26 protein-coding genes and 1 tRNA gene are annotated in these 24,246 nt (G+C 70.9%); 13 read left to right on the top strand and 14 right to left on the bottom strand.

Annotated elements, in window-relative coordinates:
* The first annotated feature begins 10 nt into the window (after nt 1-10).
* Nucleotides 11-787: a DeoR/GlpR family DNA-binding transcription regulator gene (locus tag KBX71_RS01570; protein WP_196927733.1), complete on the top strand. Its 777-nt coding sequence runs from the start codon at nt 11-13 to the stop codon at nt 785-787.
* Between the two features lie 180 nt (nt 788-967).
* On the opposite strand, the gene KBX71_RS01575 is transcribed toward KBX71_RS01570, so the two are convergent.
* Together KBX71_RS01575 and KBX71_RS01580 are read right to left on the bottom strand one after the other, a co-directional pair.
* Nucleotides 968-1,204: a hypothetical protein gene (locus KBX71_RS01575; RefSeq protein WP_210816256.1), complete on the bottom strand. Its 237-nt coding sequence runs from the start codon at nt 1,202-1,204 to the stop codon at nt 968-970.
* A gap of 95 nt (nt 1,205-1,299) precedes the next feature.
* Nucleotides 1,300-1,551, bottom strand: a complete 252-nt coding sequence (locus tag KBX71_RS01580) for a DivIVA domain-containing protein (RefSeq protein WP_210816140.1) — start codon at nt 1,549-1,551, stop codon at nt 1,300-1,302.
* 327 nt (nt 1,552-1,878) lie between these two features.
* Here KBX71_RS01580 and KBX71_RS01585 point away from each other — a divergent pair, with 327 nt between their 5' ends.
* The 3 genes from KBX71_RS01585 (at nt 1,879) to KBX71_RS01595 (ending at nt 4,277) form a co-directional block, all read left to right on the top strand.
* Nucleotides 1,879-2,742: a helix-turn-helix transcriptional regulator gene (locus KBX71_RS01585; RefSeq protein ID WP_210816141.1), complete on the top strand. Its 864-nt coding sequence runs from the start codon at nt 1,879-1,881 to the stop codon at nt 2,740-2,742.
* Nucleotides 2,739-2,951: a DUF397 domain-containing protein gene (locus tag KBX71_RS01590; protein WP_210816142.1), complete on the top strand. Its 213-nt coding sequence runs from the start codon at nt 2,739-2,741 to the stop codon at nt 2,949-2,951. Before KBX71_RS01585 ends, KBX71_RS01590 begins: the two co-directional genes overlap by 4 nt.
* A 378-nt stretch (nt 2,952-3,329) precedes the next feature.
* Nucleotides 3,330-4,277, top strand: a complete 948-nt coding sequence (locus KBX71_RS01595; protein ID WP_124816023.1) for a sporulation protein — start codon at nt 3,330-3,332, stop codon at nt 4,275-4,277.
* A gap of 68 nt (nt 4,278-4,345) precedes the next feature.
* Here the strand turns inward: KBX71_RS01595 and KBX71_RS01600 are convergent, their stop codons facing one another.
* Both KBX71_RS01600 and KBX71_RS33435 read right to left on the bottom strand, forming a co-directional pair.
* Nucleotides 4,346-4,720 carry a hypothetical protein gene (locus KBX71_RS01600; protein WP_124816025.1) on the bottom strand — a complete coding sequence of 125 codons (375 nt, stop codon included), beginning with the start codon at nt 4,718-4,720 and terminating at the stop codon, nt 4,346-4,348.
* A gap of 178 nt (nt 4,721-4,898) precedes the next feature.
* Nucleotides 4,899-6,941: a glycerophosphodiester phosphodiesterase family protein gene (locus tag KBX71_RS33435; protein ID WP_307846908.1), complete on the bottom strand. Its 2,043-nt coding sequence runs from the start codon at nt 6,939-6,941 to the stop codon at nt 4,899-4,901.
* A 191-nt stretch (nt 6,942-7,132) separates the two neighbouring features.
* Between KBX71_RS33435 and KBX71_RS01610 the strand changes: the two genes are divergently transcribed.
* Complete coding sequence (locus tag KBX71_RS01610; protein WP_210816143.1) at nt 7,133-7,552, top strand: hypothetical protein; 420 nt, start codon at nt 7,133-7,135, stop codon at nt 7,550-7,552.
* A gap of 56 nt (nt 7,553-7,608) precedes the next feature.
* Here the strand turns inward: KBX71_RS01610 and KBX71_RS01615 are convergent, their stop codons facing one another.
* Nucleotides 7,609-9,903 (bottom strand): ATP-binding domain-containing protein, encoded by a 2,295-nt coding sequence (locus tag KBX71_RS01615; protein WP_210816144.1) that lies wholly within the window; start codon nt 9,901-9,903, stop codon nt 7,609-7,611.
* 147 nt (nt 9,904-10,050) lie between these two features.
* Between KBX71_RS01615 and KBX71_RS01620 the strand changes: the two genes are divergently transcribed.
* On the top strand, nt 10,051-10,677 hold the full coding sequence (locus tag KBX71_RS01620) for an SGNH/GDSL hydrolase family protein (RefSeq protein ID WP_210816145.1): 627 nt from the start codon (nt 10,051-10,053) through the stop codon (nt 10,675-10,677).
* A 69-nt stretch (nt 10,678-10,746) separates the two neighbouring features.
* Here the strand turns inward: KBX71_RS01620 and KBX71_RS01625 are convergent, their stop codons facing one another.
* Nucleotides 10,747-11,874: a sigma-E factor regulatory protein RseB domain-containing protein gene (locus KBX71_RS01625; protein ID WP_210816146.1), complete on the bottom strand. Its 1,128-nt coding sequence runs from the start codon at nt 11,872-11,874 to the stop codon at nt 10,747-10,749.
* Between the two features lie 95 nt (nt 11,875-11,969).
* Here KBX71_RS01625 and KBX71_RS01630 point away from each other — a divergent pair, with 95 nt between their 5' ends.
* Together KBX71_RS01630 and KBX71_RS01635 are read left to right on the top strand one after the other, a co-directional pair.
* The gene (locus tag KBX71_RS01630) at nt 11,970-12,626 is read left to right on the top strand and encodes a response regulator transcription factor (RefSeq protein ID WP_196927724.1); all 657 of its coding nucleotides are present in this window, start codon (nt 11,970-11,972) and stop codon (nt 12,624-12,626) included.
* Nucleotides 12,627-12,670: 44 nt separating this feature from the next.
* Nucleotides 12,671-14,212 carry an ATP-binding protein gene (locus KBX71_RS01635; RefSeq protein ID WP_307846909.1) on the top strand — a complete coding sequence of 514 codons (1,542 nt, stop codon included), beginning with the start codon at nt 12,671-12,673 and terminating at the stop codon, nt 14,210-14,212.
* Between the two features lie 306 nt (nt 14,213-14,518).
* On the opposite strand, the gene KBX71_RS01640 is transcribed toward KBX71_RS01635, so the two are convergent.
* Both KBX71_RS01640 and KBX71_RS01645 read right to left on the bottom strand, forming a co-directional pair.
* Nucleotides 14,519-16,105: a tetratricopeptide repeat protein gene (locus KBX71_RS01640; RefSeq protein ID WP_210816147.1), complete on the bottom strand. Its 1,587-nt coding sequence runs from the start codon at nt 16,103-16,105 to the stop codon at nt 14,519-14,521.
* A 57-nt stretch (nt 16,106-16,162) separates the two neighbouring features.
* Complete coding sequence (locus tag KBX71_RS01645; protein ID WP_124816568.1) at nt 16,163-16,624, bottom strand: MarR family winged helix-turn-helix transcriptional regulator; 462 nt, start codon at nt 16,622-16,624, stop codon at nt 16,163-16,165.
* 49 nt (nt 16,625-16,673) lie between these two features.
* Between KBX71_RS01645 and KBX71_RS01650 the strand changes: the two genes are divergently transcribed.
* Both KBX71_RS01650 and KBX71_RS01655 read left to right on the top strand, forming a co-directional pair.
* Complete coding sequence (locus tag KBX71_RS01650) at nt 16,674-17,195, top strand: VOC family protein (protein ID WP_210816148.1); 522 nt, start codon at nt 16,674-16,676, stop codon at nt 17,193-17,195.
* 24 nt (nt 17,196-17,219) lie between these two features.
* The gene (locus KBX71_RS01655) at nt 17,220-18,101 is read left to right on the top strand and encodes a hypothetical protein (RefSeq protein ID WP_210816149.1); all 882 of its coding nucleotides are present in this window, start codon (nt 17,220-17,222) and stop codon (nt 18,099-18,101) included.
* A 70-nt stretch (nt 18,102-18,171) separates the two neighbouring features.
* Here KBX71_RS01655 and KBX71_RS01660 read toward each other — a convergent pair whose 3' ends face one another.
* From KBX71_RS01660 to KBX71_RS01670, 3 genes are all read right to left on the bottom strand, one after another.
* Entirely contained in the window at nt 18,172-18,351 is a 180-nt protein-coding gene (locus KBX71_RS01660; RefSeq protein ID WP_030333600.1) for a DUF4236 domain-containing protein, read from the bottom strand.
* A 155-nt stretch (nt 18,352-18,506) separates the two neighbouring features.
* A complete protein-coding gene (locus KBX71_RS01665; RefSeq protein ID WP_030333674.1) occupies nt 18,507-18,962 on the bottom strand; it encodes an Rrf2 family transcriptional regulator in 456 nt (151 codons plus the stop codon).
* Between the two features lie 7 nt (nt 18,963-18,969).
* The gene (locus KBX71_RS01670) at nt 18,970-19,962 is read right to left on the bottom strand and encodes an AraC family transcriptional regulator (protein WP_210816150.1); all 993 of its coding nucleotides are present in this window, start codon (nt 19,960-19,962) and stop codon (nt 18,970-18,972) included.
* Nucleotides 19,963-20,164: 202 nt separating this feature from the next.
* Here KBX71_RS01670 and KBX71_RS01675 point away from each other — a divergent pair, with 202 nt between their 5' ends.
* A complete protein-coding gene (locus KBX71_RS01675; protein ID WP_210816151.1) occupies nt 20,165-20,941 on the top strand; it encodes a glucose 1-dehydrogenase in 777 nt (258 codons plus the stop codon).
* Nucleotides 20,942-21,066: 125 nt separating this feature from the next.
* Here KBX71_RS01675 and KBX71_RS01680 read toward each other — a convergent pair whose 3' ends face one another.
* A complete protein-coding gene (locus KBX71_RS01680) occupies nt 21,067-21,498 on the bottom strand; it encodes an SsgA family sporulation/cell division regulator (protein ID WP_007457244.1) in 432 nt (143 codons plus the stop codon).
* 294 nt (nt 21,499-21,792) lie between these two features.
* Here KBX71_RS01680 and KBX71_RS01685 point away from each other — a divergent pair, with 294 nt between their 5' ends.
* Together KBX71_RS01685 and KBX71_RS01690 are read left to right on the top strand one after the other, a co-directional pair.
* Nucleotides 21,793-22,419: a TIGR02611 family protein gene (locus tag KBX71_RS01685; RefSeq protein WP_374102566.1), complete on the top strand. Its 627-nt coding sequence runs from the start codon at nt 21,793-21,795 to the stop codon at nt 22,417-22,419.
* 50 nt (nt 22,420-22,469) lie between these two features.
* A tRNA-Val gene (locus KBX71_RS01690) sits at nt 22,470-22,541 on the top strand.
* A 242-nt stretch (nt 22,542-22,783) separates the two neighbouring features.
* On the opposite strand, the gene KBX71_RS01695 is transcribed toward KBX71_RS01690, so the two are convergent.
* Entirely contained in the window at nt 22,784-23,143 is a 360-nt protein-coding gene (locus KBX71_RS01695; RefSeq protein ID WP_307846911.1) for a phosphotransferase, read from the bottom strand.
* Nucleotides 23,144-23,609: 466 nt separating this feature from the next.
* On the bottom strand, nt 23,610-24,191 hold the full coding sequence (locus KBX71_RS01700; RefSeq protein ID WP_247682718.1) for a TetR/AcrR family transcriptional regulator: 582 nt from the start codon (nt 24,189-24,191) through the stop codon (nt 23,610-23,612).
* Nucleotides 24,192-24,246 lie beyond the last annotated feature (55 nt).

Consider the following 24,246-nt stretch of genomic DNA (forward strand, 5'->3'; position numbering starts at 1 on the left):
GGTTCCCCACATGCTCGCCCAGCAGCGGCAGACCGCCATCCTCGATCTGATCCGCCAACGTGGCGGGGTGCGGGTGAGTCACCTGGTCAGCCGGTTCGGTGTGTCCGACATGACGATCCGACGCGACCTGGAGGTATTGGCCGAGCGCGGCCTGGTCGACAAGGTGCACGGCGGCGCGACCCTCGCCGGGCCCGGCTCGGCCGAGGAACCCGGCTTCGCGGCGAAGTCGATCCGCCAGCAGGCGGAGAAGCGGGCCATCGCCGAGCGGGCGGCGACGATGGTGGAGCCGGGGATGGCCATCGCGCTCTCCGCCGGCACCACCACCGCCGCGCTGGCCACGCTCCTCTCCGACGTACGCGGGCTGACCGTGGTGACCAATTCGATCCCGGTGGCCGACGCGCTCTACCAGAACCCGCGCGCCGACCAGACCGTCGTGTTGACCGGCGGTATCCGCACCCCGTCGGACGCGTTGACCGGGCCGGTGGCCGAGGCGGCGATCAGCGCGCTCAACGTCGACCTGCTGTTCCTCGGTGTGCACGGCCTCAGCCCACGGACCGGCTTCACCACGCCCAACCTGCTGGAGGCCGGGGTCAACCGCTGCCTCATCGGCGCGGCCCGCCGGCTCGTGGTGCTCGCCGATCACACCAAGTGGGAGACGATCGGCATCGCCACCATCGCCCCGCTGGAGGCCGCCGACGTGCTGATAACCGACGTCGGGCTGCCGCCCGAAGCCCGCACCACGATCGCCGAACAGGTAGGCGAGCTGGTCATCGTGGAACCTGACTGAGCTCTGCCGCCGCGCTCTGCCCCGCGCTCTGCCGCCGCGCTCTGCCCCGCGCTCTGCCCCGCGCTCTGCCCCGCGCTCTGCCCCGCGCCGATCTTGCACTTTGTGTCGTCGATACGCGTGCAATGTCCTGTAAGTCGCGACAGAATGTGCAAGATCGCGGGAGGTGGCAGTCCGGCCGCTCTAGGGATCGTCGTTGGGGAGGCAGGCATCCCCGTGGTCGGCATTCCGCCTGCACCGGCGACGATCGGGCATGATCCGGTCGCAGAAGACCCAATGTCGTACGTGCTGCGCGTCCTCGGCCGACACCGTTGTGCTGGCGACGTCGACCTGCGGCGTCGAGGCCAGCGACCGGGCGAGCGTACGGGCCAGATCCAGCGCCCCGGCCAGGTCGGGCACCGCCACCGGCAGGTGGATCACGTGTCGGGGCGGCGGTTCGGTCGACTCGGTGAACGCCAGCACGGCTTCCCGAGGCAGCGGCACGAAGATCCCGCCGAGCGGCTCGTACGGCGGGATCACGGCCGACGCCTCTCGGACCAGGCACTCTGCCGGGCACGCAGCGCCCGCTTCATCCGGGCGTTCTCCTCACTGAGCTGCGCCAGGTCGTGGTGCAGCGCGGTCAGGTCGAGCGCGACGCGGTGCAGAAAGCGTCGTACCTCTGCGGGGTTCAGGCCCCGTCGGCCGAAGCCGACGGTGGCGAACTGCCGGTCGCGGACGTGCCGCGGATGCAGCCCGCCTCCGCCGTCGTAGAGCGTGCCTCTGGGCATCGGTCACCTCTCGTCGTCGCTCGATGGGTGAGTCAGGGTCGCCAGGGCGCCCATCTTCGTGGTAGGTATTCGTCCAAGTCGGTTCGGAGCCGGGATTCGCACATCCCGACGCTCTAGTTGAGACCCGACGAGAGCCGGTATGGGCCTGCCACTCGCGAGGCCGTCTCTCGTCACCTTCTCGGCTGTTGGCACAGCCGCGGTTGCCGTGTTTGCACCGGGCGTCCCCGGGGGCCGGCGATCACCTCACCCGAAGGCCACGTTTCCAGTGACTCTGAGCTGGAGCAATGGTTCCTACGCGGGCGTCGCCAACATATTGAGAGGTGGACCATGCCGCACAAGCCGTTCATCCGGACCCTGCGCGCGCAATGGCTGGGTCAGCAATTGCGGACCCTGCGGGAGGAGCGGGGGATGACGTTGAAGTTGGTCGCAGAGCATCTGCAACGAGACATGTCCGCGCTTGGTCGGTACGAACGCGCGGACTGGCCGATTCGCAAGGGTGATGTGATCTCGCTGCTGGATCTCTACGGATTTCACCACGCTGCCGAGCGGGCCCGCCTCCTGGCGCTTGCCGAGGAGGTGTGGCGCACCGACCGGTGGGACGAGGACTACGGCGACGTCGTGGACGCCTCCTTCATCGAATATCCCTGGCTGGAAGGTCGCGCGGAGCAGGTCTGCTGCCTCCACCTCACCCTGGTCCCGGGGTTGCTTCAGACCCGGGAGTACGCCGAGGCCGTGATTCGTAACGCGGCAGAACCGGGAGTTACCGAGGGCACGATCAAGCGCTGGGTCGAGCTTCGGATGACCCGTCAGGAGGTCCTGAGGCGACACCGCCCACTCATGATTTCTGCGGTGATCGACGAAGCTGCGCTGCGTCGAATGGTCGGTGGGCCGGAGGTGCGGGGGCGACAACTACACCACTTGGTGCAGGCGCAGCGAATGAGCAACGTGGCAATCAGAGTCATGCCGTTCGGCGTGGCCCTGCATCAGGGGCTCGACGGCACGTTCTGGATATTTCGTCTGCCAGAGCCGTATCCTGCGGTGGCCTACGTGGAGTCTTTGGGAGGGCGCCTCTACCTGGAGTCGCCGAAGGCTGAGCGCTTTGTTCGTGCCTATGGTCGTCTGCTGGACTCTGCGCTCAGCGAGAGCGAGTCAACGAAGTTGATCACGAGCATCGCGGAGGAACCGTCATGAGCGAGAGCGTGCCCGATGTCGCCTGGCACATCAGCACCAAGAGCGACAGCAACGGTGGTAGCTGTGTCGAGGCGGGGCCGGTCCTGGATGGTTCCGGCCGAGTGGCGGTGCGCGACAGCAAGGATCGCGCGGCGGCGACCCTCGTCTGCCCGGCGGGCGGCTGGATGGCCTTCGTCAACGGGGTGAAGGACGGCGATTTCGCGCCCTGATCACCTCCGCTGGTGCCACCTTTCGGCATGCAGCAGCGCGGAAGCTCGGCCTTGGCCGCGCTCGACGCCCGTGCCGCCGTCGACGATCTGACCAGTCGCCGGTCCGGGTGTGCTGCACAGCGTAAGGCGCGCTGCATGGCGAAGGTCGAACGCCTGATTCGTTTGCGACATCAGCTCCAAAGGCTCACCGACTGGCATCCGCCCCTCGCTGACGGCCAACGGGCGGCGGCATCGGCGGCCAAGTGGATCAAGCGCCGCCAGCGACACACGCCGGTCGCTCGGCGCTTCACAGCCACCTCACAGGGGTGCTGGATAGGGTGCCGTTCGAGTCAACGTCCGACTCCAACCTGGAGCGGTCGGCGTCGCACAGGAGTTCCGATGGTCTTCAAGAAGATGTTGAGCGCGTTCGGTGTGGGCGGTCCCAGCGTGGACACCGTGCTGACCAACCCCAACACCCGCCCCGGCCTGACCCTCGACGGGCAGGTCAACCTCGTCGGCGGCGACGCTGAGGCAGCCATCGAGCAGGTGGTGATCGGCCTGGTCACCCGGGTCGAGGTCGAGGGACACGACACCGAGTACGCGGGCACGATGGAGTTCCACCGCATGGTGGTCAGCGGTCCGCTCCAGCTCGCCCCGAAGCAGCAGCTCTCGATCCCGTTCCAACTGCCGGTGCCCTGGGAGACCCCGATCACCGACGTGTACGGCCAGCGCCTGCACGGCATGACGATGGGTCTGCGCACCGAGTTGGCGATCGCCCGCGCGGTCGACAAGAGCGACCTGGACCAGGTGGCGGTGCACCCGCTGCCGGTGCACGAGCGGATCCTGGAGGCGTTCCAGCGACTCGGCTTCCGGTTCAAGCACGCCGACCTGGAGCGTGGTCACATCCGTGGCGTGCAGCAGACGCTGCCGTTCTACCAGGAGATCGAGTTCTTTGCCTCCCCGCAGTACGCCAGCACGATCCGGGAGGTCGAGCTGACCTTCGTGACCAGCCAGCGTGGTGTGGAGGTCATCCTGGAGTGCGACAAGCGCGGCGGGTTCCTCAGCGCCGGGCACGACGCGTTCGGTCGCTTCCAGGTGTCGCACACCGACGTTGACCGGGTGGACTGGGCGCAGGTCGTCGACGGCTGGCTGCGTGAGACCACGACCCGCTACGGCAGCCTGCGCTCGCAGTACGGCGCGAGCCATGGTCACGGGCACAGCCGCGGGCACGGCATGGGCGGCATGGTGGCCGGGGCGGCGCTCGGCGTCGCGGGCGGCATGGTCGCCGGCGAAATGATCGAAGACGCGTTCGAGGGCGACTTCGGCGACTTCGGCGGCGAAGAGTAGCCGGTCCCCCAACGACGACAGTGGCCTCCGGGAGTCCTCCCGGAGGCCACTGTCCTACGCGTGACGCGTCAGTGCTTGTTGCGTTCCCTGCCGGACCGGCGCGCGGAGCCGGCCTTCGACAGACCACGGCTGACCAGGTAACCACCGGTCAGGATGGTCAGGAACAGCCACGCCTGGTTCGGGTTGTTGATGTTCAACCCGTTGGCCGTGGTGCCCTTCCAGAACGCGGCGATCACCACGAGCGCGACCGCGGCGGCGTAGACCCAGAATTCCGTCGTCAGGAACGCCTGCTTGGTCTCCGTACCCGGCGACGGCATCGGGTCTCGATGTCCGTCCCGCATGGACGGCATCTGCTGGGTCTGCATGTCCCGCATCGACGCGGGATTCTGCGGGTCGTTCATGGGCCGGTTCATCGGCCGGGTGGAAGCAGCCTGCGTGCTCATCTGGTCCTCCTCAGGATGCGATGAGTCGTACCTGCATTCCCTCGCCCCGCTACCGCGTGTCGGCCACGGCACGGTTCGCTTTCACGGCGGGGACACCCCCCGACTACCCGAGGCCCCGGAGCAGGTAACGCCGATCGCCGGCCGGAAAAATCCGGCCGGCGATCGGGTGGTCGACGGGTCAGCGCAGCCCGTTGCGCCTCGCCACGCTCACCAGAAGGTCCGGGTCGTCGGTGATGATGCCGTCGACACCGAGGTCGATGACCCGCTGCATCACCGCCGCGTCATCGACGGTGTACGGGATCACCTTCAGGTCGTACCGCGTCTGCAGGGTCCGAACGTCCGGTCCGTGGAAGTATGCCGGGTTCTCCCGCAGGTACCAGTCGGTCGAGGCGACAGTGCCCTGCTTCGGGTCGTGCACCTGCCAGTTGGCGGACACCGTGCCGGCACCCGCGGCCCGGGTCAGCTTGCCGAGATCCTGGTACTTCCACCAGTCCAGTCCACCGGTCCACGGGCTCTTCACCGACGGGTTGCCGTAGACCGCCTCCAGCGAGCACTCGTCGGCGAGGGTGGTGCACTCGGCCGGACCGTACTGCCACACCAGGCCGACCGTGCCGATCCGCCGGTCGAGCTGCCGGGCGTACCTGATGGTGCGCCAGTCGAACGACTGGATGGTGGCCCGGCTGGTGAAGCCGGCCCGCTGGATCGCGTCGACGAGCTTGCGGGTGAAGCTGCGGTACGGCTCGGTGTCGTTCACCACCGGGCTGATCTTCGTCTCGATGTTCATTCCGATGTCGGTGCGGCCACTGGCCTTCACCAGGGCGAAGACCTCGTCCAGGGTCGGGATCCGGGCACCCGGCGCGGGCACCTGGGCGGGCAACTCGGGCAGCGTCTTCGTGCCGCAGTCGACGGTCTTGAGCTGCGCCAGGGTCAGCTCGTGCACCGGCTTGCCCACGTACGGGAACTTCCGGTCTCCCGGGCGCACCGGGGCGGTGTCGACGCAGTGTGACCCGTTGACGCTGCGGTCGTGCAGCACCACGAGCTTGCCGTCGGCCGTCACATTGGTGTCCAGCTCCAGGGTGGAGATGGCCCGGTTGGACAGCGCGTTCGCGAACGCCGGCAACGTGTTCTCCGGCCGGGTGGCCCGACCGCCCCGGTGCGCCTGGATGTCGAACGGCGCGGTGTACGCCTTCGGCAGCCGGTAACCGCGCTGCGCCAGCAGGCCGCGCAACCGGTCCGGATAGTCGGTGATCATGCCGTCCACACCGTCGTCGATCAGCTTGGCCATGGTCGGCACGTCGTCGACAGTCCACGGGATCACCTTGATGCCGTAGCGGTGCGCCTGGGCGACCATCTCCTTCGTGACGTACGGCTTGTAGCCGGGGTCGGTGACCATGCCGTTCTGCGGCATCCCGTGCACCGGCGAGAAGGCGCTGGCGCCGAAGCTGCGGATCGCCTTGATCGGGTCGCCACCGAAGTCGTCGACGTCCAGCCCGCCCAGCCACGGCGACTTACCCGGCTGGCCGGTCTGCAGGAAGTCGTAGTTGGTCAGGGCGACCAGTGGCAGCTTCGGCTCGACCTGACGCATGCGCATCAGCGCGCCCCAGTCGAAGCTCTGGATGGTGACCTGCTTGAGCAGCCCGGCGGCGCGGATCTCGCCCGCGGTGACCCGGACGAACTGCTCGCGGGGGGCGGTCTCGGTCGGCGCGCCCGCCTCGACCTTCGTCTCGACGTTGAGCTTCACGTCCTTCGCCCGGTAGCGGTTGACAAGCGCGAAGACCTCACGCAGCAGCGGCATCCGGGCACCCGGGACGGCGAGCTGGCCGGGCTTGTCCGACAGCGTCTTGGAGCCGCAGTCGAGCGAGCGCACCTGGGCCAGGCTGAGCGTGTTGATGTACTTCCCGACGTACGGGAACTCCGGGTCACCGGGCGTCACCGCTGTGGTGTCGACGCACTTGGTGCCGGTCACCTTCCGATCGTGGGTGACGACGGCCTGGCCGTCCTCGGTGATCTGCACGTCCAGTTCGAGGGTGGTCACCCCGAGCTGGAGGGCGTTGCCGAAGGAGGCGAGGGTGTTCTCCACCCGCAGCCCGAGGCCGCCCCGGTGGGCCTGCACGTCGAATGTCCGGTCCGGTAGCGGCTTCGCCTGGACGGGCACCGCGAGCCCGGTCGTCACCGTCGCGGCCACCAGGGCCGCGACGGCGGTACGGCGTACTGTGCGCACGCTGTCATCCCCTCCTGCCGGCGGGCATTTCCCACCGGTCGCCGGACAGCATGGACATCTCGGGCTGCGGGCAGGCGGCCAGCGGGCGGCGTGACGGTGAACCGCCGTGGACGACCTCCCGGTCCCGCCGGGTTTGGTCGGCCGGTGGTCGGGCACGCAGTCAGTTCCACAGCTTCTGCGAGGTGATGGACGTGCGTGAGGACGAAAGGCGGCAGGACGCCGCCCGCGAGGCCGAGGATCGGATCGCCGGCGGTGTGTACGGCAAGGGCGCCCTCGACGAGGTGAGGGTGCCCCGCACCGATGTGGAGAGCCAGATCCAGCGCGAGGACCCGTTCGATCCCGCGAAGGAACGGATCGACCCACAGGTGCTGCGCGACGGCGGCCCGGTGGGCGGGCAGGGCGCGGTGACCACCACCGGTGGCACAGCCGGGCCGGCGAGCGTACGCCGGGTGGCCCGACAGCCGGAGCGGCACCCGGGCACTGTCGCACCGACCACGACCGGCGATGCCACCACCGGCGGCCTCAGCACCCCGATGGGCGGTGGCACCAGCGACCAGTCCACGTCGGCAACCGGCCCAGCGAAGTCCATCAGGGACAAGTCCAACGACTAACCCCACCCCGCCGTCCCCGCCGAGCGACAACTCGGTGGGGACGGCGGGCTTCGTGGTCAGCTCGCGGGGCGGAGGACGCCGAGGCGTTGGGTCGCGCGGGTTAGCGCCACGTACAGGTCGCTGCGCCCGCGCGGCGACTCGGCGACCATCCGGTCCGGGTCGACAACCAGCACCGAGTCGAACTCCAACCCCTTGGCCTGCGCGACGGTCAACACCACCACCCGGCTCTCCAGCTCCGGATGCTCGCCGACGGCGGCCTCGGGCAGGGCGGCGGTCACCGCAGCGCCCAACTCGCCCACCAGGCCGGCCGGCACGAGCACCCCGAGCCGGCCCTCGGTCAGCCCGGCCGCCTCCCGGGTGGCCTCGCCGACCAGTTCCGCCGCCAACCGCCCGTCGGGCACCGTCCGGTCCCACGGGGGTACGCCGCTCTCCCGCACCGAGCGCGGCGGCCGCAGCGCCGGGTCGATCTCGGCCAGCACGTCGGCGGCGACCGCCATGATCTCGGCGGGAGTGCGGTAGCTGACGGTCAGCTCGGTGAGCCGCCACCGCTGCTCGACGTACGGGGCGAGGGCGTCCGCCCAGGAGGGCGTGCCGCTGAGCGCGCCGGTCTGTGCGACATCCCCGACGATCGTCATCGACCGGCTCGGGCAGCGGCGCATCAGCAGCCGCCAGGCCATCGGTGACAGCTCCTGCGCCTCGTCCACGATGACGTGGCCGAACGCCCAGGTGCGGTCGGCGGCGGCTCGCTGCGCGGTGGTCAGCCGGTCGGCCTCCTCCTGCCGTTCCAGCAGCCGATCCGCGTCGATCAGGTCGGTCACACCGAGGATCTCACCGCCCTCGGCCTCGTCCTCGACGTCGATCGAGCGGGAACCCCTGGCGATCTCCAGCACGCCCTCGGCGTACTCCCGTTCCATCGTGCGGATGCGGTCCCGCCGGGCGGCGGCGGCACGTTCGTCCTCGCCGAGCAGCTCGGCGGCCTCGTCCAGCAGGGGAACGTCGGCCGGCGTCCAGCCACCGCGCCCGCCTCGCAGCAGCGCCCGTTCGTCCTCGCTGAGCATCGGCGTGGCGGCGGCGATCCGGTCCGGGTCGGCGTACAGGTCGGCGAGCAGCCGCTGCGGGGTGAGCACCGGCCACAAGCGGTCGAGGGCCGTTTGGATCTCCGACTCCTCGCGCAGCTCCCGGCGGATCTCGGCCCGGTCCGCCTCGTCGAGGAGGTTGTCCCCGCCGAGCGGGTCGGCGCCGATGCGTTCGGCCACCTGGTCGGCGAGCGCGTGCACGATCTCCACGTCGAACAGCGCGCGAGCCAGGTTGTGCGGTCGGTCGGCGCGGCGGACCCGGTCCCGGGCGACGCGCACGATCTCCGGGTCGAGGGTCAGCGTCTCCCGCTCGACCTCGATCTCCAGCGGTTCGTCCGGCACCCACTGCCGGTCCCGTACGGCCAGCGCCAACACCTCGGCCAGCACCGCCCGGCCCTTGAGCGCCGCGGTCTCGGCCGGCTCGGCCCGTTGGGCGCTCACCCCGGGAAAAAGATCACCCTGGGTACGCAGCAGTACGCCGGTTTCGGCGAGTGTCGGCAGCACCTGGGAGATGTAGCGCAGGAAGGTCGCGTTCGGGCCGACCAGCAGCACGCCACGGCTGGAGAGTTCGCGACGGTGCGTGTAGAGCAGGTATGCCGCCCGGTGCAGCGCGACAGCGGTCTTGCCGGTGCCGGGGCCGCCCTGGACCACCATGACGCCCGGGAGTTCCGCGCGGATGACCTCGTCCTGTTCGGCCTGGATCGTCTCGACGATGTCGCGCATCCGGCCGGTACGCCCCGCGTTGAGCGCGGCGAGCAGCGACGCCTCACCGGTCAGCTCCTCGTGGGCGCCGGGGGAGGCGGTGTCGATGTCGAGCACCTCGTCGTTGAGCCCGGTCACCTTGCGCTGCCGGGTGCGCAGGTGCCGGCGACGGCGTACGCCCTGCGGGTTGGCGGCGGTGGCGAGGTAGAACGGGCGGGCGGCGGGGGCCCGCCAGTCCATCAGCAGCGGGTCGTAGTCACCAGTGGTGTCGAAGATGCCGATCCGGCCGATGTAGCGGCGGGAGTCGTCGTCGCCGTCGAGACGGCCGAAGCAGAGCCCGTTCTCCACGGCGGAGAACTGTTCGACCTGATCGGCGTACATCGCTACCGAGCTGTCGCGCTGCGAGCGGTCCTGGAGGGTGCCGCCGGTGTTGTGCAGCTCGGCGGTGAGCCGGTGGGCGGCCTGGTCACGCAGCTCGTCCAGCCGGTTGTAGAGCATCGAGACGTACTCCTGCTCGCGACCGATCTCGTCGTCGAGCGGCAATTCGCCGGAACCGCCGGAGTGCCTTGACAAGCCGTCTCCCTAAAGATTAGAATCCTTTGCAGGAACGGCTTTTAGCCGTTCTTTTTTGTGCCCTTCGAACTGTTGAAGATAGCGCGTTGCGCCGGTTCTCACCAAGCCGGGCGGGCCGGCGCGCCGGTGATCGCGAGGTGGCGGCGGATGATCCTGCGGACCGGGCAACGGGTGGTCTTCATCGGGGACAGCATCACCGATTGTGGTCGACGCGACGTCGCCGCGCCCTACGGCAGCGGATATGTGAGTCTCGTGCGCGCCCTGGTCGGCGCACGGCACCCCGAGCTGGAGCTGTCCTGGGTCAACCGGGGTGTGGGCGGCGACACGGTGCGGGACCTCGCCGCCCGCTGGGACGACGACGCCATCGCCGAGCGCCCCGACTGGCTCGCGGTGATGATCGGCATCAACGACATCTGGCGACACTACGGCGACCGGCCGGATGAGGCCGTCGGCATCGAGGAGTACGAGCGCACCCTGCGTGACCTGCTGCGGCGAGCGGTTTCCGCCACCGGCTGCCGACTGATCCTGGGCGACCCGTTCTTCATCGAGGCCGACCGCGGCGTCCCGCAACGCGCCGACACCGACCGGTACGCGGCGGTCGTGGCGGGGCTGGCCGCCGAGTTCGACGCGGTGCACGTGGCCAATCAGGCGGCGTTCGACCGGGTGCTGGCCGTGAGTCCGGCGACGCGTTGGGCCGACGACCGGGTCCATCCGTACCTGCCCGGCCACGCTGTCCTCGCCGACGCGTACCTCAGCGCCCTCGGCGTCTCCTGACCCAGGGCCTGTCAGACAGCGAAGCGCCGGGCCGACCGTCAGGTCGACCCGGCGCTCACACCGCGGAGATCAGCCGCGTGCGGCCTGGTAGAGCCGCTCCGGAGTGACGGCTCCGGCGAGCACCCGGCCGTCGTCGGTGAGCAGCACGCTGAACAGTTTGCTGGTGAGGAGCCGGCCGCTGCCCCAGTCGCCACTGACCGCCGGCAGCCCGCCGAGCAGCTTCGACATGTCCATGTCCGGTGCGGATCCGGCCGGGGGAGTAGCCGGCTTCGCGGCGGGCTTCCGGCCGACGTCGGCCCCGTCGAGGCGGCCGATGAGCACTGTCGTCCAACCGTCGCCCACCGCGCGCACCTGCGGGTCGCCCGCCGGCTCGACGTGACCGGGCTTGCCCGTCGGACGCTCGGCCTTCTCCTCGTTGACCGTCACGCCCGGCGGCGGGTTGAAGCGGAACTGGTCGGCGTCGGGTCGGCGGTAGTCGACCTGGGTGAAGGCCACCTCGAACGCCGGCCGGTCGCTGCCCTTCGCGAGCACCTCGAAGCGCAGCGGCACGTGCTGCTTGGCGTCGATGGCGATCCGCAGCTGGTGCACCAGTGAGTCATCGTCGCGCGGCTGGAGCACCAACTCGTACGCGTCCTGGCCGGCGACGGTCGCCGACCGGCCGACGCTGACCTCGGTGCTCGGGTCGATCGCGCCCAACGCCAGGTCGGCGGCCTGCTGCGGGGTGGCCGGCAGGCTCGCCGCCGGTTCGGGGGCGGGCTTCCAGGCCCCGGCGTCGCCGCCGAGCGTCCGGTGGGTGGCGGTGTTGCTGCGGCTCTGCCACGTCCACAGGTCCCGGCCGTTGCGGATGATGTCCTGCTCGCCGAGGGTGTCCATCAGCGCGACCCGCTGCTGATCCGGCCCGGAGTACCAGACCCGCAGTGTGTGCGTGCCGGTCAGCAGGGTGGTCAGCTCGTTGCCGGGAACCAGCCCGACGAGGGGTGGCAGACCGAGATCGGCGCGTTGCACCACGGTCCCGGACAACCCTTCCAGCCGGGATGTTTGCAGGTCGACCAGGAGCTGAGCGGCGGTTCGGGGCGGCAGGCTCGGCTCGGCCTCGGCGGCGAACGTGCCGATCGCCGCACCCCCGCCGATGACGGCGACGGCCGCCGTGGCCGGGACCAGCCAACGAAGGACGGGACGGCTTCTCAGAACGGACATGGTGGCACCTCCTGCGGCCATCCTGCCCCCTAGGTGCTGTGAACGTGCTGAGGACACCGAACCGCGCCGATTGACCCGGGTGGCACCCTTGAGCTGTGCGGGTGCTGGTGGTGGAGGACGAGGCCCGGTTGGCGGCTGCCCTGCAACGCGGTCTCCAGGCGGAGGGGTTCGCGGTGGACGTGGCGGCAACCGGCCCGGCCGGCCTGGACGCGGCCCGGCACGGCGGGTACGACGCGATGATCCTCGACGTGATGCTGCCCGGCCTCTCCGGGTACGAGCTGGTCCGGCGGCTGCGCGCGGAGCAGCACTGGTTGCCGGTGCTGATGCTCTCCGCGAAGGACGGCGAGTACGACCAGGCCGACGGCCTCGACTGCGGCGCCGACGACTACCTCACCAAACCCTTCTCGTACGTGGTGCTGCTGGCCCGGTTGCGGGCGCTGTTGCGCCGGGGCGCGCCGGAGCGCCCGACCGTGCTGGCGGTCGGTGACCTGCGGCTGGACCCAGCCCGCCGACGGGTGACCCGGGCGGACACCGAGGTGGCGCTGACCGCGCGGGAGTTCGCGCTGCTGGACTACCTGATGCGCCGGCCGGGCCAGGTCATCTCCAAGATCGAGTTGTTGGACCACGTCTGGGACGCGAGCCTGGAGACCGCGCCGAACGCCGTCGAGGTGTACGTCGGCTACCTGCGCCGCAAGCTCGGCCGGGACCGGCTGGAGACGGTCCGGGGCGCCGGCTACCGGTTGGCGACGTGACCGCCGCAGGCCCGGCACCCACCCGTCGGGCCAGGCTCGGCCGGATGCCCGTCCTCGGGCTGCGCGGGCGGCTCATGGCGATCGGCGTTGTCGGCCTCACCATCGGACTGGCCGTGGGCGGGGTGGTGCTGCTCGGCGCGCTCGGCTTCGTGCTTCAGCGCACTGTCGACACCGAGGCGTTCCGCACCGCTGACGCGGTCGCCCTGCTCGCCGCCGAGGACGCGCTGCCCGACCCACTGCCGGTGGCCGGCGGGCAGGTCCGCGTGCAGGTCGTCGACGCGCAGGGGCGGATTCGGGCCGCCTCGATCGACGCCGACCGCCTGGTGCCGATGGTCCGCCCGGAGCGGCTGGACCGCGACGGTCGTCAGCGGTTGGAGGTGCCGGCCGAGCGAGTCGGGCTCGTCGGCCCGGTCCGGGTGGTCGCCGTACCCGCCGGCACCGCGGACGACCCACTCACCGTGCTGGTCGCCCGTTCGATGGCCGACGTGCGGCACAGCACCCATGTGGTCCGGACCATCCTGCTGGTGGCGTTCCCGCTGCTGGTGGCCGTGCTGGCCGGGGTGGCGTGGCGGGTGGTGGGCGCGACCTTGCGGCCGGTCGAGGCGTTGCGTCGAGGTGCCGAGGAGATCACCGGGAGGGCCGGCACCGGCCGGCTGCCGGTGCCGGCGTCGGCCGACGAGATCCACCGCCTGGCGGTCACCCTCAACGGCATGCTGGAGCGGCTGGAGTCCGCCCGCGTCCGGCAGCGGGCCTTCGTCTCCGACGCCGCACACGAGCTGCGCAGCCCGCTGACCAACATCCGGACGGAACTGGAGGTGGCCCAGCGCCTCGCCGACCGGACCGACTGGACAGCGGTCACCGCCAACCTGCTCGCCGACACCGACCGGCTGAGCCGCCTGGTCGACGATCTCCTGCTGCTGGCCCGTCTGGACGAGACCCCGCCGGCCCGGGGAACCGGCCCGGTGGAGCTGGGCGCGTTACTCACCGAGGTCGCCGCCCGCTACCCGTCGCCGCCGGTGCGGGTGACGCTGCCGGCCGGCCCGCTCTGGACGATCGGGACCGTCGAGGAGCTGCGTCGCGTGCTGGCCAACCTGGTCGACAACGCGGTACGGCACGCCTCCGGCATTGTCGTGCTCGCGGCCGAGGCGACAACGTCGGGAACAACGGCGACGGCGGCCGGGACGACGGCGGCCGGGACGACGGCGGCCGGGACGACGGCGGCCGGGACGACGGCGGCCGGGACGACGGCGGCCGGGACGACCAAGGTGGGGGCGACCAAGGTGGGGGCGACGGTAGGGCCTGGCGTCGGGGCGTACCACCTGGTGACGGTGACCGACGACGGCCCGGGGATTCCGGTGGCGGATCGGGAGCGGGTCTTCGACCGGTTCACCCGGCTGGATGACGGACGGGCCCGCGACGACGGGGGCGCCGGCCTGGGGCTGGCCATCGTCCGGGAACTGGTCCGACGCGCCGGCGGCAGCATCACCGTCACGGACGCTCCGGTGCAGCGAGGACTACGGGTGTGCCTGCTGCTGCCGGCGTTGTCGGCCGAGGATGGCCGGGGGCCAGAGGCTGACGGCCAGTGACGGCGACGTGCCCCCACCCACCCCCCCCCGACGAGCCTTTGCTCTGCACCCGCGGGTGCGACAGCTACGTGAGGTGATGCTCGCCGAAGCCTGTCGAAGCGGCTGGCGCGACATTTCAGCTGTTCAGCCGGGGTGGCGCATCGGGGGCTGCAGAGCAAAGGCTGGGTGGGACGTGTGGTGGGGTGGGTCGGGCGTCACGGGGGGTCACGGTCGATTCGTCAACAGGTAAGTCACGCTGAGTGAGGCCGGCGGTTGCTTAGCCACCCGGGTGGCCTCTTGGTGCCGCGCGGGGGCGTGGCCGGCGAGTCAGCGGCGGCGGGTGCAGACCTGCTTGGACCGGGCCACGGTGTCGGTGGACCAGGCGACAGCGACGGTGAAGCAGAAGTCGTTGGTGCGGTTGAGCGCGTAGATGACGAAGCTGGTGGTGCCGGCGGGCAGCGTCGCGAAGATGTTGTGGGTCTGGCCGGTGCGGCCGCCCGCGATGACCACCGGGCCCTCGCTGCCGGCCGGGTAGGTCCAGTTCAGCGCGATGCTGTCCCGGGTGTCTCGCAGGGTCACCGCGCTGGGTGGGGTCCCGGGCGGCGCCGCGGCGGGTGCGGTGCTGGCCGGCGCGCCGGCGGTGGGGGAGGCGCTGGCCGGCGGCGGCGACGGCTCCTCGTCGCCGTCGACCCCGGCCACCCCGGCGATCACCGCTGCCGCGCCGAGGAGCACCACGACCACGCCGGCCACCAGCACCGGCACCAGCCGGTTGCGCTGCTCAGGCGGCGCGCGGTGCACGGGCACCGGTAGCAGCCGCGACGGCGTGTAGGGCTCAACTGCCCCGTACGGGTCCGGCCGCGCGTACGGGTCGGAGGGCGGGTGCGGGTCCGGCGACGCGTACGGGTCGGTGGGGGCGGCCGGCCGGTGCAGCCGGTACACCCCGGGCTGCTCCTCCGTGCCGCCGGCCAGCCCGACCACCGACGGCGGCACCGGAGGGTCGGCGGGGTGGGGCGGGGGCCCGTCCACCGGTTCGGTCGGCCATCTGTCGCCCGCCGATCCGATCGCTTCGTCGGAGGGCAGCCGGGGGTTCGGCACCGCCCCGGCGTGGTGGGTCGCGGTTGCCGGCGGGTGGTAGCCGGATTCGGCCGGCCCGTCGCCGTGCGGTGGGACGCGGGCGGCCGGCACGACAGGCGTGTCCCGGGCCGTGGGCGGGTTGTCGGCGCAGGCGTGATCGGGACTCGCTGCCGCCCGGGCGAGGGCCGCCACCTGGGTGGCCAGCGGGTCGTCGGCGGGCAGGTGCTGTCGGCACAGCTCGCGGGCCAGCGCCAGGTTGTCGTGTCCCTCGGTGAACTGCCCGCAGTCGCGCTGCATCGCTCCGAGCCGCGCCAGCATCTTGATGCCGCTGGGGTGCCCGTCGCCGTACACCTCGCGGTGCAGCTCCCAGGCGTCCTGGAGGCGGTCGCGGGCCACCGTGCACTGGCCGCGCGCGTACTCGACGGTGGCCAGGTCGGCGTGCGCGGCGAGCACCCGCAGTGACTCCGGGCCGTCCTGAGCGGTCAGCTCGATGATGACTTCCTGGTAGAGCCGCGCCGCCCGGGAGTGGCTGCCGACCCGGTGCAGCACCGCGGCCAGGGTCGCCGCGGCGGCCACCGTGCGCGGGTCGGCGCGACCGTGCAGGCGGGTGGTGGCCGCGTACGCGAAGGCGGCCCACCCGCGGGCCGAGTGCGGCTCACCGAGGGCGATCAGCACCCGCGCCTGGAGGCTGGCCGCCTCGGCCAGCTCGGGGGTGGCGTTGGCCGGTCGGGGGTCGGCGTCGGTGAGCGCGTCGGACAGCAACTGCTGTGCGCCGGCAAGATCGCCGGAGGACACGAGGTGGTGCGCCTGATCAGTCAGTTCACCGAAGCCGGAAGACACGCCCCATCGTGCTCATCCGACGACGGTAAGTACAAGACCCGCGCCGGTGTCGATTGGTCAGGATCCGGTCAGGTGCTCGGCCAGGGTCTCGCTGATTCGGCGCAGCTGGTCGACCTGGGCGGGGCTCAACGCGTCGAACAGGTGTCGGCGTACCCCATCGACGTGGCCGGGCGCGGCGGCCGCGAGGGTGGCGAAACCCTCGTCGGTGAGCAGCGCGATCTGCCCGCGCCGGTCGGTGGGGCAGTCCTCGCGGCGTACCCAGCCGGCGGCCTCCAGCCGGGCCACGGCGTGCGAGAGCCGGCTGCGGGACGACCCCGCGGCCTGGGCCAGCTGGCTCATGCGCAGTTGGCGACCGGGGGCCTCGGAGAGCTGGACCAGGATCTCGTAGTACGCGTGCGGCATGCCCGCGTCGCGTTGCAGCTCGCGGTCGAGAGTGTCCATCAGCACCCGAGAGGCGGCGAGATACGCGCGCCACGTGCGTTGCTCGTCGGGGTCCAGCCAGCGGGTCATGACCGCCATCATACTCCCGATGGTTGAATGTTCAACTAAACTGGGCTAGCCTCGGGTCATGGGTATCCACCGGCTCAACCACGCGGTCCTCTACGTCAGTGACCTCGCCCGCAGCGTCGCGTTCTACAGCGACGTGCTGGGCTTCCGCCCGGTGGCGATGACCCCGGACGGCTTCCGGGGCGCCACCTTCCTCCAGGCCCCCGACTCCACAAACGACCACGACCTCGGCCTCTTCGAGATCGGCGCGGGCGCCGGCCGGTCGACCGCCGGTCGGTCCACCGTCGGCCTCTACCACCTCGCCTGGGAGGTGGACACGCTCGACGAACTGGCCGCCACCGCCGAGCGACTCGTCGCCGCGGGCGCGCTGGTCGGCACCTCCGACCACGGCACGACCAAGAGCCTCTACGGCAAGGACCCGGACGGTCTGGAGTTCGAGGTGGTCTGGTTGATCCCGGCCGACCTGCTCGACGACACCGCGCTGGCCGCCCGCAAGCAGATCGGTCGGCTCGACCTGGACGCCGAGCGGCAGCGCTTCGGCGGGCAGACCCGGGGCGGGGTGGGGATCTCTGTCCCGGCCTGACCGCCCGTACGGTAGAACGGACCGATGCCGACCGACCGGACCACCGATTTCCTCCGCGAGCTGCTGGTCCGCCAGTTGACGACCTGGCTGCCCGCGGCCCTGCACCGCTCCCGGCGGGCCACCGTCGCCCTCGCGGGTGTCGACGCGGCCAGCGCGGAGGCGGCGCTGCGCCTGGTCGCCGCGCACGGCGACCAGGTGCGCGGCCGGCAGGTGACGGTGCTGGTGCTGGCCGCCGCCGCCGACCTGCCGGCCCGACTCGGCCCGATCGAGGCGGAACTGCCCGCCGAGGTCACCGTGCACCTGCTGCCCGGCGACCCGTACCGGCTACCGGTCGCGGTGAAGGCCGCCGGCGCGGCCGGCGCGCCGCTGTTCTCCTTCGTGGACCTGCCCGGCGCGGTGACGCCGAAGCTGCTCACCGCCGCGACCAACGGCCGGACCGGAGAGCTGCTGCTGCACACCGGCGACAGCGCCCGATACGTGCTCGTCTCCGCCGGCTTCCCCCTGGTCGCCGAGGTGGCGCCGGTGCTGCCCGGCGGCGAGGCTGCCGGTGTGATCGCGTTCGGCAGTCGCTCCGACCGGAGTCTGGAGGCGGTCCGCGACGCGCTCTGGGCGGTCGGCGCGGACCTCGACGTGCGCTACCGCGACCCGCTCGACCCGACCGGCACGACTGTCGACGTGGTCGGCGACCCCGACCTCGAACCGTTGGCCCACGAGCTGCTGGCCGAGTTGCGTGCGGGCGGGTCACGGCCGGTCACCGAGCTGCGCCGGCACACCCTCACCGCGACCGTCTATCGGGCTGCCGACGCCAACCAGGCGCTCGCCGACCTGCTCGATGCCGGTGACGTGCGGCGAGAACGTGAGGCCGGGCGGCTGGCCGGCGACGAGATCATCACCCTGGCGCGCTGAGCGCCCCACCCCACAGACGCCGAGCGGGGCGCCGGTGAATCACCGGCGCCCCGCGCGACTCCCGGGATGCTTACGACCGGGACTTGTCCTGCTTCCACGACAGTGGACCCGGCAGGTCGACCCGGTGCGCACGCGCCTTCGAGTTCCAGGACCAGCGACCGATCTTGATGCTCCACGAGGAGAAGCCGTTCTCGGTGAAGTTCAGGATGATCGGACCGTACTTCTTGCGCTTGCGAAACATGAGGCCCATCGGAGGTCTCCCCTCGTCACCGTTCCCTGCCGTGTCGAGATCGAACATGCCCGAAGCGACAACTTTTGAAACCCTCTCGCTGTCCGCCCTGGACGGTCGCCCATCGGGTGCCGGAATCTCTATCCAGCAGACAGGTGTTGTGAGCCGGCACCGGATCAGCGGGGCTCCCACGCGTCGGGCAGCGCGGTGAGCTTGCGGACGTGCGCGGGCAGTCGACCGCTGACGATCTCGGCGAGGCTCACCTCGTCGACGACCCGCCGCACGGCGGCGCGGACCGCCACCCACAGGCCGGGCAGGTTCTCCGCCGAGCCCTCGTACCGGGTTTCCTCGGGGCGCAGCCCGCGTACCCCGGCCAGTGGGCCCTCCACGGCGCGCAGCACCGCGCCGACGGTCACCTCGCGGGGCGGGCGGGCCAGCGTGTAGCCGCCCTCGGCGCCGCGCTGGGCGCGGACGATGCCGGCCCGGCGCAGATCCGCCAGGACCGCCTCCAGGAACTTGCGGGGCATGTCCTGCTCCGCGGCGATGGCCTGGGTGGACAGCAGCGAGGGGTACGCGGTGGCGAGGCTCAACGCCGCCCGTACCGCGTAGTCGCCGCGCGCGGAGATCTGCACCCTGCCATCATGCCCGGCCGGTGCCGCCCGGCCCTCCGGCGGTCGGCCCGGGTTTCGTGGCGTGCCCGCCGTTGGCTGATTCGCCGGGGATGCCGGCTCGGAATCGGCAGCCGTTGGCGCCCGTCGAGTCGGCCGGCGGTCGGGGTCGGACCACCCGGCCGGCGGCCGGTTGGTCGCGTGCGGCCCGGAACGCGCCGGGGCTGACCCCTACCTCGCGGGTGAAGAAGCGGCCAAAGTTCGTGGGTTCGGAGAAGCCGAGCCCTCTGCCGATCTGGGCGATCGGCTGATCCGTCGCGGCGAGCAGCCGACCGGCCTGCAACGCGACCCGCTCGTCGATGACCTGTTTGGCGCTGCGACCGGTGACGGCCAGACAGGCCCGGGTCAGCGTCCGCACCGAGCAGCCGAGCTCGCCCGCGTAGTCCTCCACCCGCCGGGTGTGCGGATAGCCGTGCTCCACCTCGCGGCGGAACCGGTGGAACGTCTCGTCCTCGGGCCGGGCCGGTGACCGATCGGCGTGGGCCACGGCCAGCCGCAGCAGCAACACGGCCAGCTGATGCCGGAGCAGCGCGCGGGCGGCGGGGCCGTCGGGGTGCCGCCGACAGTCCACCGCCAACTGGCTCACCTCACTGATCACCGCGTCCTCGTCCTCACCGGCCAACTGCCGCCAGGTCGCGGTAGTGGCCAGGTCGACGTCGAAGCCGCGCAGCGCCTCGGGATCCCAGGCGACCACTGTGGCGTCGAACTGGGGGCCGGCGCAGCGCAGCACCTGGCCGGGGCCGACCCGCAGCAGCGTGCCGGGCCGACACGGCAGCAGATGAAAGTCGAGTTCCGCGTCGCCGTGCCCGCGCGTGGTGAGAATCAACAGCTCCCGCTCGACGATCACCGGCCGACGCCAACCCGGGTCACCGGCAAGATCGGCCAGCGCGAACGTGGCTATCTCGTCGGTTACGGAAGACGCCGTTCCGATCGATGGCGCGGGGGAGGGATCGGTGGAGACCATCGCCTGCGACCGTAGCCCGAACCGCAGGTCACCGCATCCCGATCGGCGTTCGAAGCGGAATCCGCGGTGCGCCACGGGCTTGTCGGGATCCCGGGGGCCGGGCTACGTTACCCGACGGTAGCGCCGTCGGTCCGCGGTCCACCCGGCATCCGCCGGCCACCCGACCGACCGGCGGCCCCCGCCGACTCGCGATGGGATGGGCATGACGCAGCTGTTCTCGGTCGAAGGTAAGACGGTCCTGGTGACCGGCGGCTCGCGGGGGATCGGGCTGATGATCGCCCAGGGCTTCGTCCGGGCCGGCGCACACGTGATCATCTCGTCCCGCAAGGCGGATGTCTGCGAGGCGGTCGCCACCACCCTGTCCGCCGAGGGCCACTGCGAGGCAATCCCCGCCGACCTCAGCGACGACGCCGGCGCCGAGACACTGGCCGCCGCCGTACGCGAGCGCTTCGACCGCCTCGACGTGCTGGTCAACAACGCCGGCGCGACCTGGGGCGCGCCACTGGAGGACTACCCCGAGGCCGCGTTCGACAAGCTCTGGGCGGTCAACGTCAAGGCCGTCTTCCGACTCACTACCGCGCTGCTGCCGGCGCTACGCGCCGCCGCCAGCGCCGACGACCCGGCCCGCGTGATCAACATCGGGTCGATCGACGGCATCCGGGTGCCGCTCATGGAGGTGTACGCGTACTCGGCCACCAAGGCGGCCGTGCACATGCTCACCCGCAGCCTCGCCCACCAACTCGCCGGTGAACAGATCACCGTCAACGCGATCGCGCCCGGCCCGTTCGAGAGCAAGATGATGGCGTTCGCGCTCGACGACCCGACCAGCCGGGCGGCCATCGAGCAGCAGGTGCCGCTGGGCCGCATCGGGCGCCCCGAGGACATGGCCGGCACGGCCATCTACCTCTCGTCACGCGCCGGCGCATATCTCACCGGAGTGGTCATTCCCGTCGACGGCGGCATCACCACGCACGGCTGAGCACCGGTCGACCCGGGGAGCGCTGTCCGCGTACTCCCTGGGTGTGCCCTGGGTGTGTGCCGGGGCCGCGCGGACTCGGCAGATCCGCGCGGCCCCGGTGTGGCCGGTGTTACAGGTTCGGGCGGTCAACGACCGGCGAGCAGCCGGTTCACCGCCGTGTCGACGTCCAGGTGCTCGGCCTCACGGCCGCGCGGGACGACGACGTAGGTCCGTCGAAGGAAACGCACCAGGACGCTGCGCGGCACCTCGAAGAGGGCGTTGCCGTCCGGTGACGAGAGGGCCAGCGCGACGAAGTCGCCGCGCGGTGTGGCCCAGGGCCAGACCCGCACATCCCCAATGCCGGCCGGCTCGTCCAGGCCGGTGACCAGAAGTTCGCGAGCGAACGACCAACTCACCGCCTCGCCCCCTGCCGATTCGGCATGGAACAGGACATGGACCGCATACGGGTCAGCAGGGTCGTAACGCAGACTGGCACGCACCGGCAAGGCGGTGGCGTCAGGTGCGACGAGCCTTAGCGACGTCTCGACCTCTACGGTCGTCGGTCGGATGACACTCATGGACGTTCTCCCCCCGGCACCGCTGCGGAACGCGCGTGTCCCGCTTTTCCCATACTCAGGTGCTACTCCTGGCTACGCTCCGCCATACGCTGACTTCACCCAGTGGTGGGAAGGGGGACGGAAAGGCCGCGTGAATGTGAGCATTCATGTAGGATTTCCGGTTCTGCCCAGTGCGTGATCCCGCCCGGTATCGGGTGGCTCAGTCGTCGACTTACTCCGGTAACGTCCAGTCGGCCGTTGCAGTGACGGGCCCGCGCGACACTGGGGGGTGAAATGGTGACGAAGCAATCCTCAGTGGATGCGGCTGCGGCGCCCGGTCCGCCGAAAGTCGCGGCCCGAGCAGCCGAAAAGCGGGGGTACGGAGTGCCGATGGAGCAGCCCGAACGGGCCGGTCGGCCGGCGTCCGACGCCGGTCGTCCCGGCGGCGATGGCACCGGTGGTGGCGGCGGCAGCGGTGCTGGTCGCGGCGGCGATGCCGGTGCTGGTCGTGGTGGTGGAATCGCCGTGCAGGACCCGCCGCGCCGGCCCCGCTGGCGTGAGCGGATCTCGCTGACCCTCGACCTCATCCGCGCCAACCCCACCGGCCGGATCGCACTCAAGATCTTCATCGCGATCGCCGGTGCGATCGTGGTGACCATCGGCATCGCCCTCATCCCGCTCCCCGGGCCGGGCTGGCTGCTGGTGATCGCCGGCTTGGGCATCTGGGCCGTCGAATACCACTGGGCCCGCCGGCTGCTCGGCTTCACCCGCCGCCACGTCCACGGATGGACACGCTGGGTGACGAGGCAGTCGCTGCTGGTGCGAATCGTGCTCGGGTCCGTCGGCCTGGTCTTCGTGGCCACGGTGGTCTGGCTTTCCCTCAAGTACAGCCTCGGTATCGACGTGGTCGCCGAGGCCATGCACTACCTCGCGACGCACTGACCCCGGATTTCCGGTCCGGTTCCACGATCGGGTAGAGTCAGTGGCGCTGAGGGCGATTAGCTCAGTGGGAGAGCGCTTCGTTCACACCGAAGAGGTCGCTGGTTCGATACCAGCATCGCCCACTCTCAGTTTTTGCAGGTCAGAAGCCCGTTACCGGAGTCATCGGTAACGGGCTTTGCGGTATGTGTGGCTTACATTGGGAGCAGATTGGGAGCAGCGCGGCTGGCTCTGGTTCGAACCGGCATGGACCCGCCCGGCTGCGTGACCTGATTTCCAGCCCCGAGTGGGGACTGCTGGCTAGTTGAGAAGCTGGTCCTACCGCTACCGGCGCCCACATCACGGGAGGGTGCCCCCGCGCTGTGGCTCACGGGCTGACTGGGCCGTCGGTCCGGTGGTCCGCCCACTCGCCAGTCCACATTGCGAGGTCGTGTACCCAGGTCTCCGTGCTTCGCCGGGCCTTGGCGGCCCACTTCGTTGCGTTCCTTGAAGCGAAGTCGTCCAGGACCAGACCGTCAGTCGCGGTCCAGGCGGGCAGCTGGGTGAGCCACTGTTCTGCCTGTTCGGCGTTGTGGCCGCTGCCGATCAGCCATGGGACGAGTAACGCGAGTTCGACCCATGCGGCGGCCTTGGTTGCCCACGCCCAGTCCACGATGCGTAGGCCGAGTGGTGTCACGATCAGGTTCGCTGGGTTGAGGTCCGAATGGATGAGTGTCCCGCCGTCCATCGCCGGGTGCGTGAATCCGAGCCGGGTTGCCGGGGTGAACCACGTCTCGCCGGGAGCCGGTGTCTCCTGAAGTGCTTCAGTGCGGCTAGTACTCCAGCCGCACCTGGTGGAGTTGGAGTCTTCGCTGGTAGTGGGCTGTTTTGGCGCGGAACTGGTGTCGACGCCGCCATCGCGACCATCGATGAATGTGGTCGAAGGGGCGAACGGTGGTGATCAGGTGTGCCAGGAGACGGCGGACCTCGCCGAGGGTGAGCGGAATGAGGCCGTCCTCGGATTCGGCGCCCCCTTTTTGGCGTGGGCGGCGGTGGCGGCGAGGTAGGCGTGGGCGCACAGAACGAGCGCACCGAATAGCATCGACATCCGCAGCTACGTGGCCGACTCAACTCCGACATCCATCATGCCCGCGAGCTGCCGAAACTTCGTATCAGGCAACTGCGGCTGGAGTATTAGGCCGAGTGTGAGCGACTCAGTCGTTCGCGTATGTCGCTTTGCCGGCGGTCGTCAGGAGGACGAGCGCGTCCAGGAAATCGTCGAAGGCGCGATCGGCTCGTGGCGTGTTGCCGGTGGCCTCGACGTCCATGATGAGGCCGCGGATGACGGCCAGCACTAGGGTGGCGAGTTCGGGGCGGCCGACGGTACGCATGCCGTCCTCGAGGGGCTGCAGCCAGTCGGTGGTGGCCTCGCGCCGGAAATTCGGCCACAACTGCTGTTCAGCGTCCTGGCGGAGCTTACCGAACATGCTGAGGTAGGGGCGGCCCTCGGGGCCGGTCATGGCCTGCCACGTGCGCCGCAGCGTGCTCAGGTAGGGCTCGCCCGGCTTGGGGGACAACAGGTCGCCGTAGAACTCGCGTTGAAGCTGCCGCGCCCGGCGCAGGGTCTCGCGCAGCAGCGCGTCGCGCGTACCGAAGTGGTAGATCAGCATGCGGGTCGAGCAGCCCGTCGCCTTCACCAACGGTTCGAGACGGTCGGGCAGGCCGTGGGCGAGCGCGTGATCGACGCAGGCGTCGAGGATGCGGTCGCGGATCTCAGGTTGTTTGTGACGTCCCACCGCCATACTTTTTCATGTAACTAGCGGTACGTCTAACGTTGATCCCAGCCGAAGA

The sequence above is a fragment of the Micromonospora sp. D93 genome, assembly GCF_018070365.1.
In the GTDB taxonomy this organism is placed as follows: Bacteria; Actinomycetota; Actinomycetes; order Mycobacteriales; family Micromonosporaceae; genus Micromonospora; species Micromonospora ureilytica.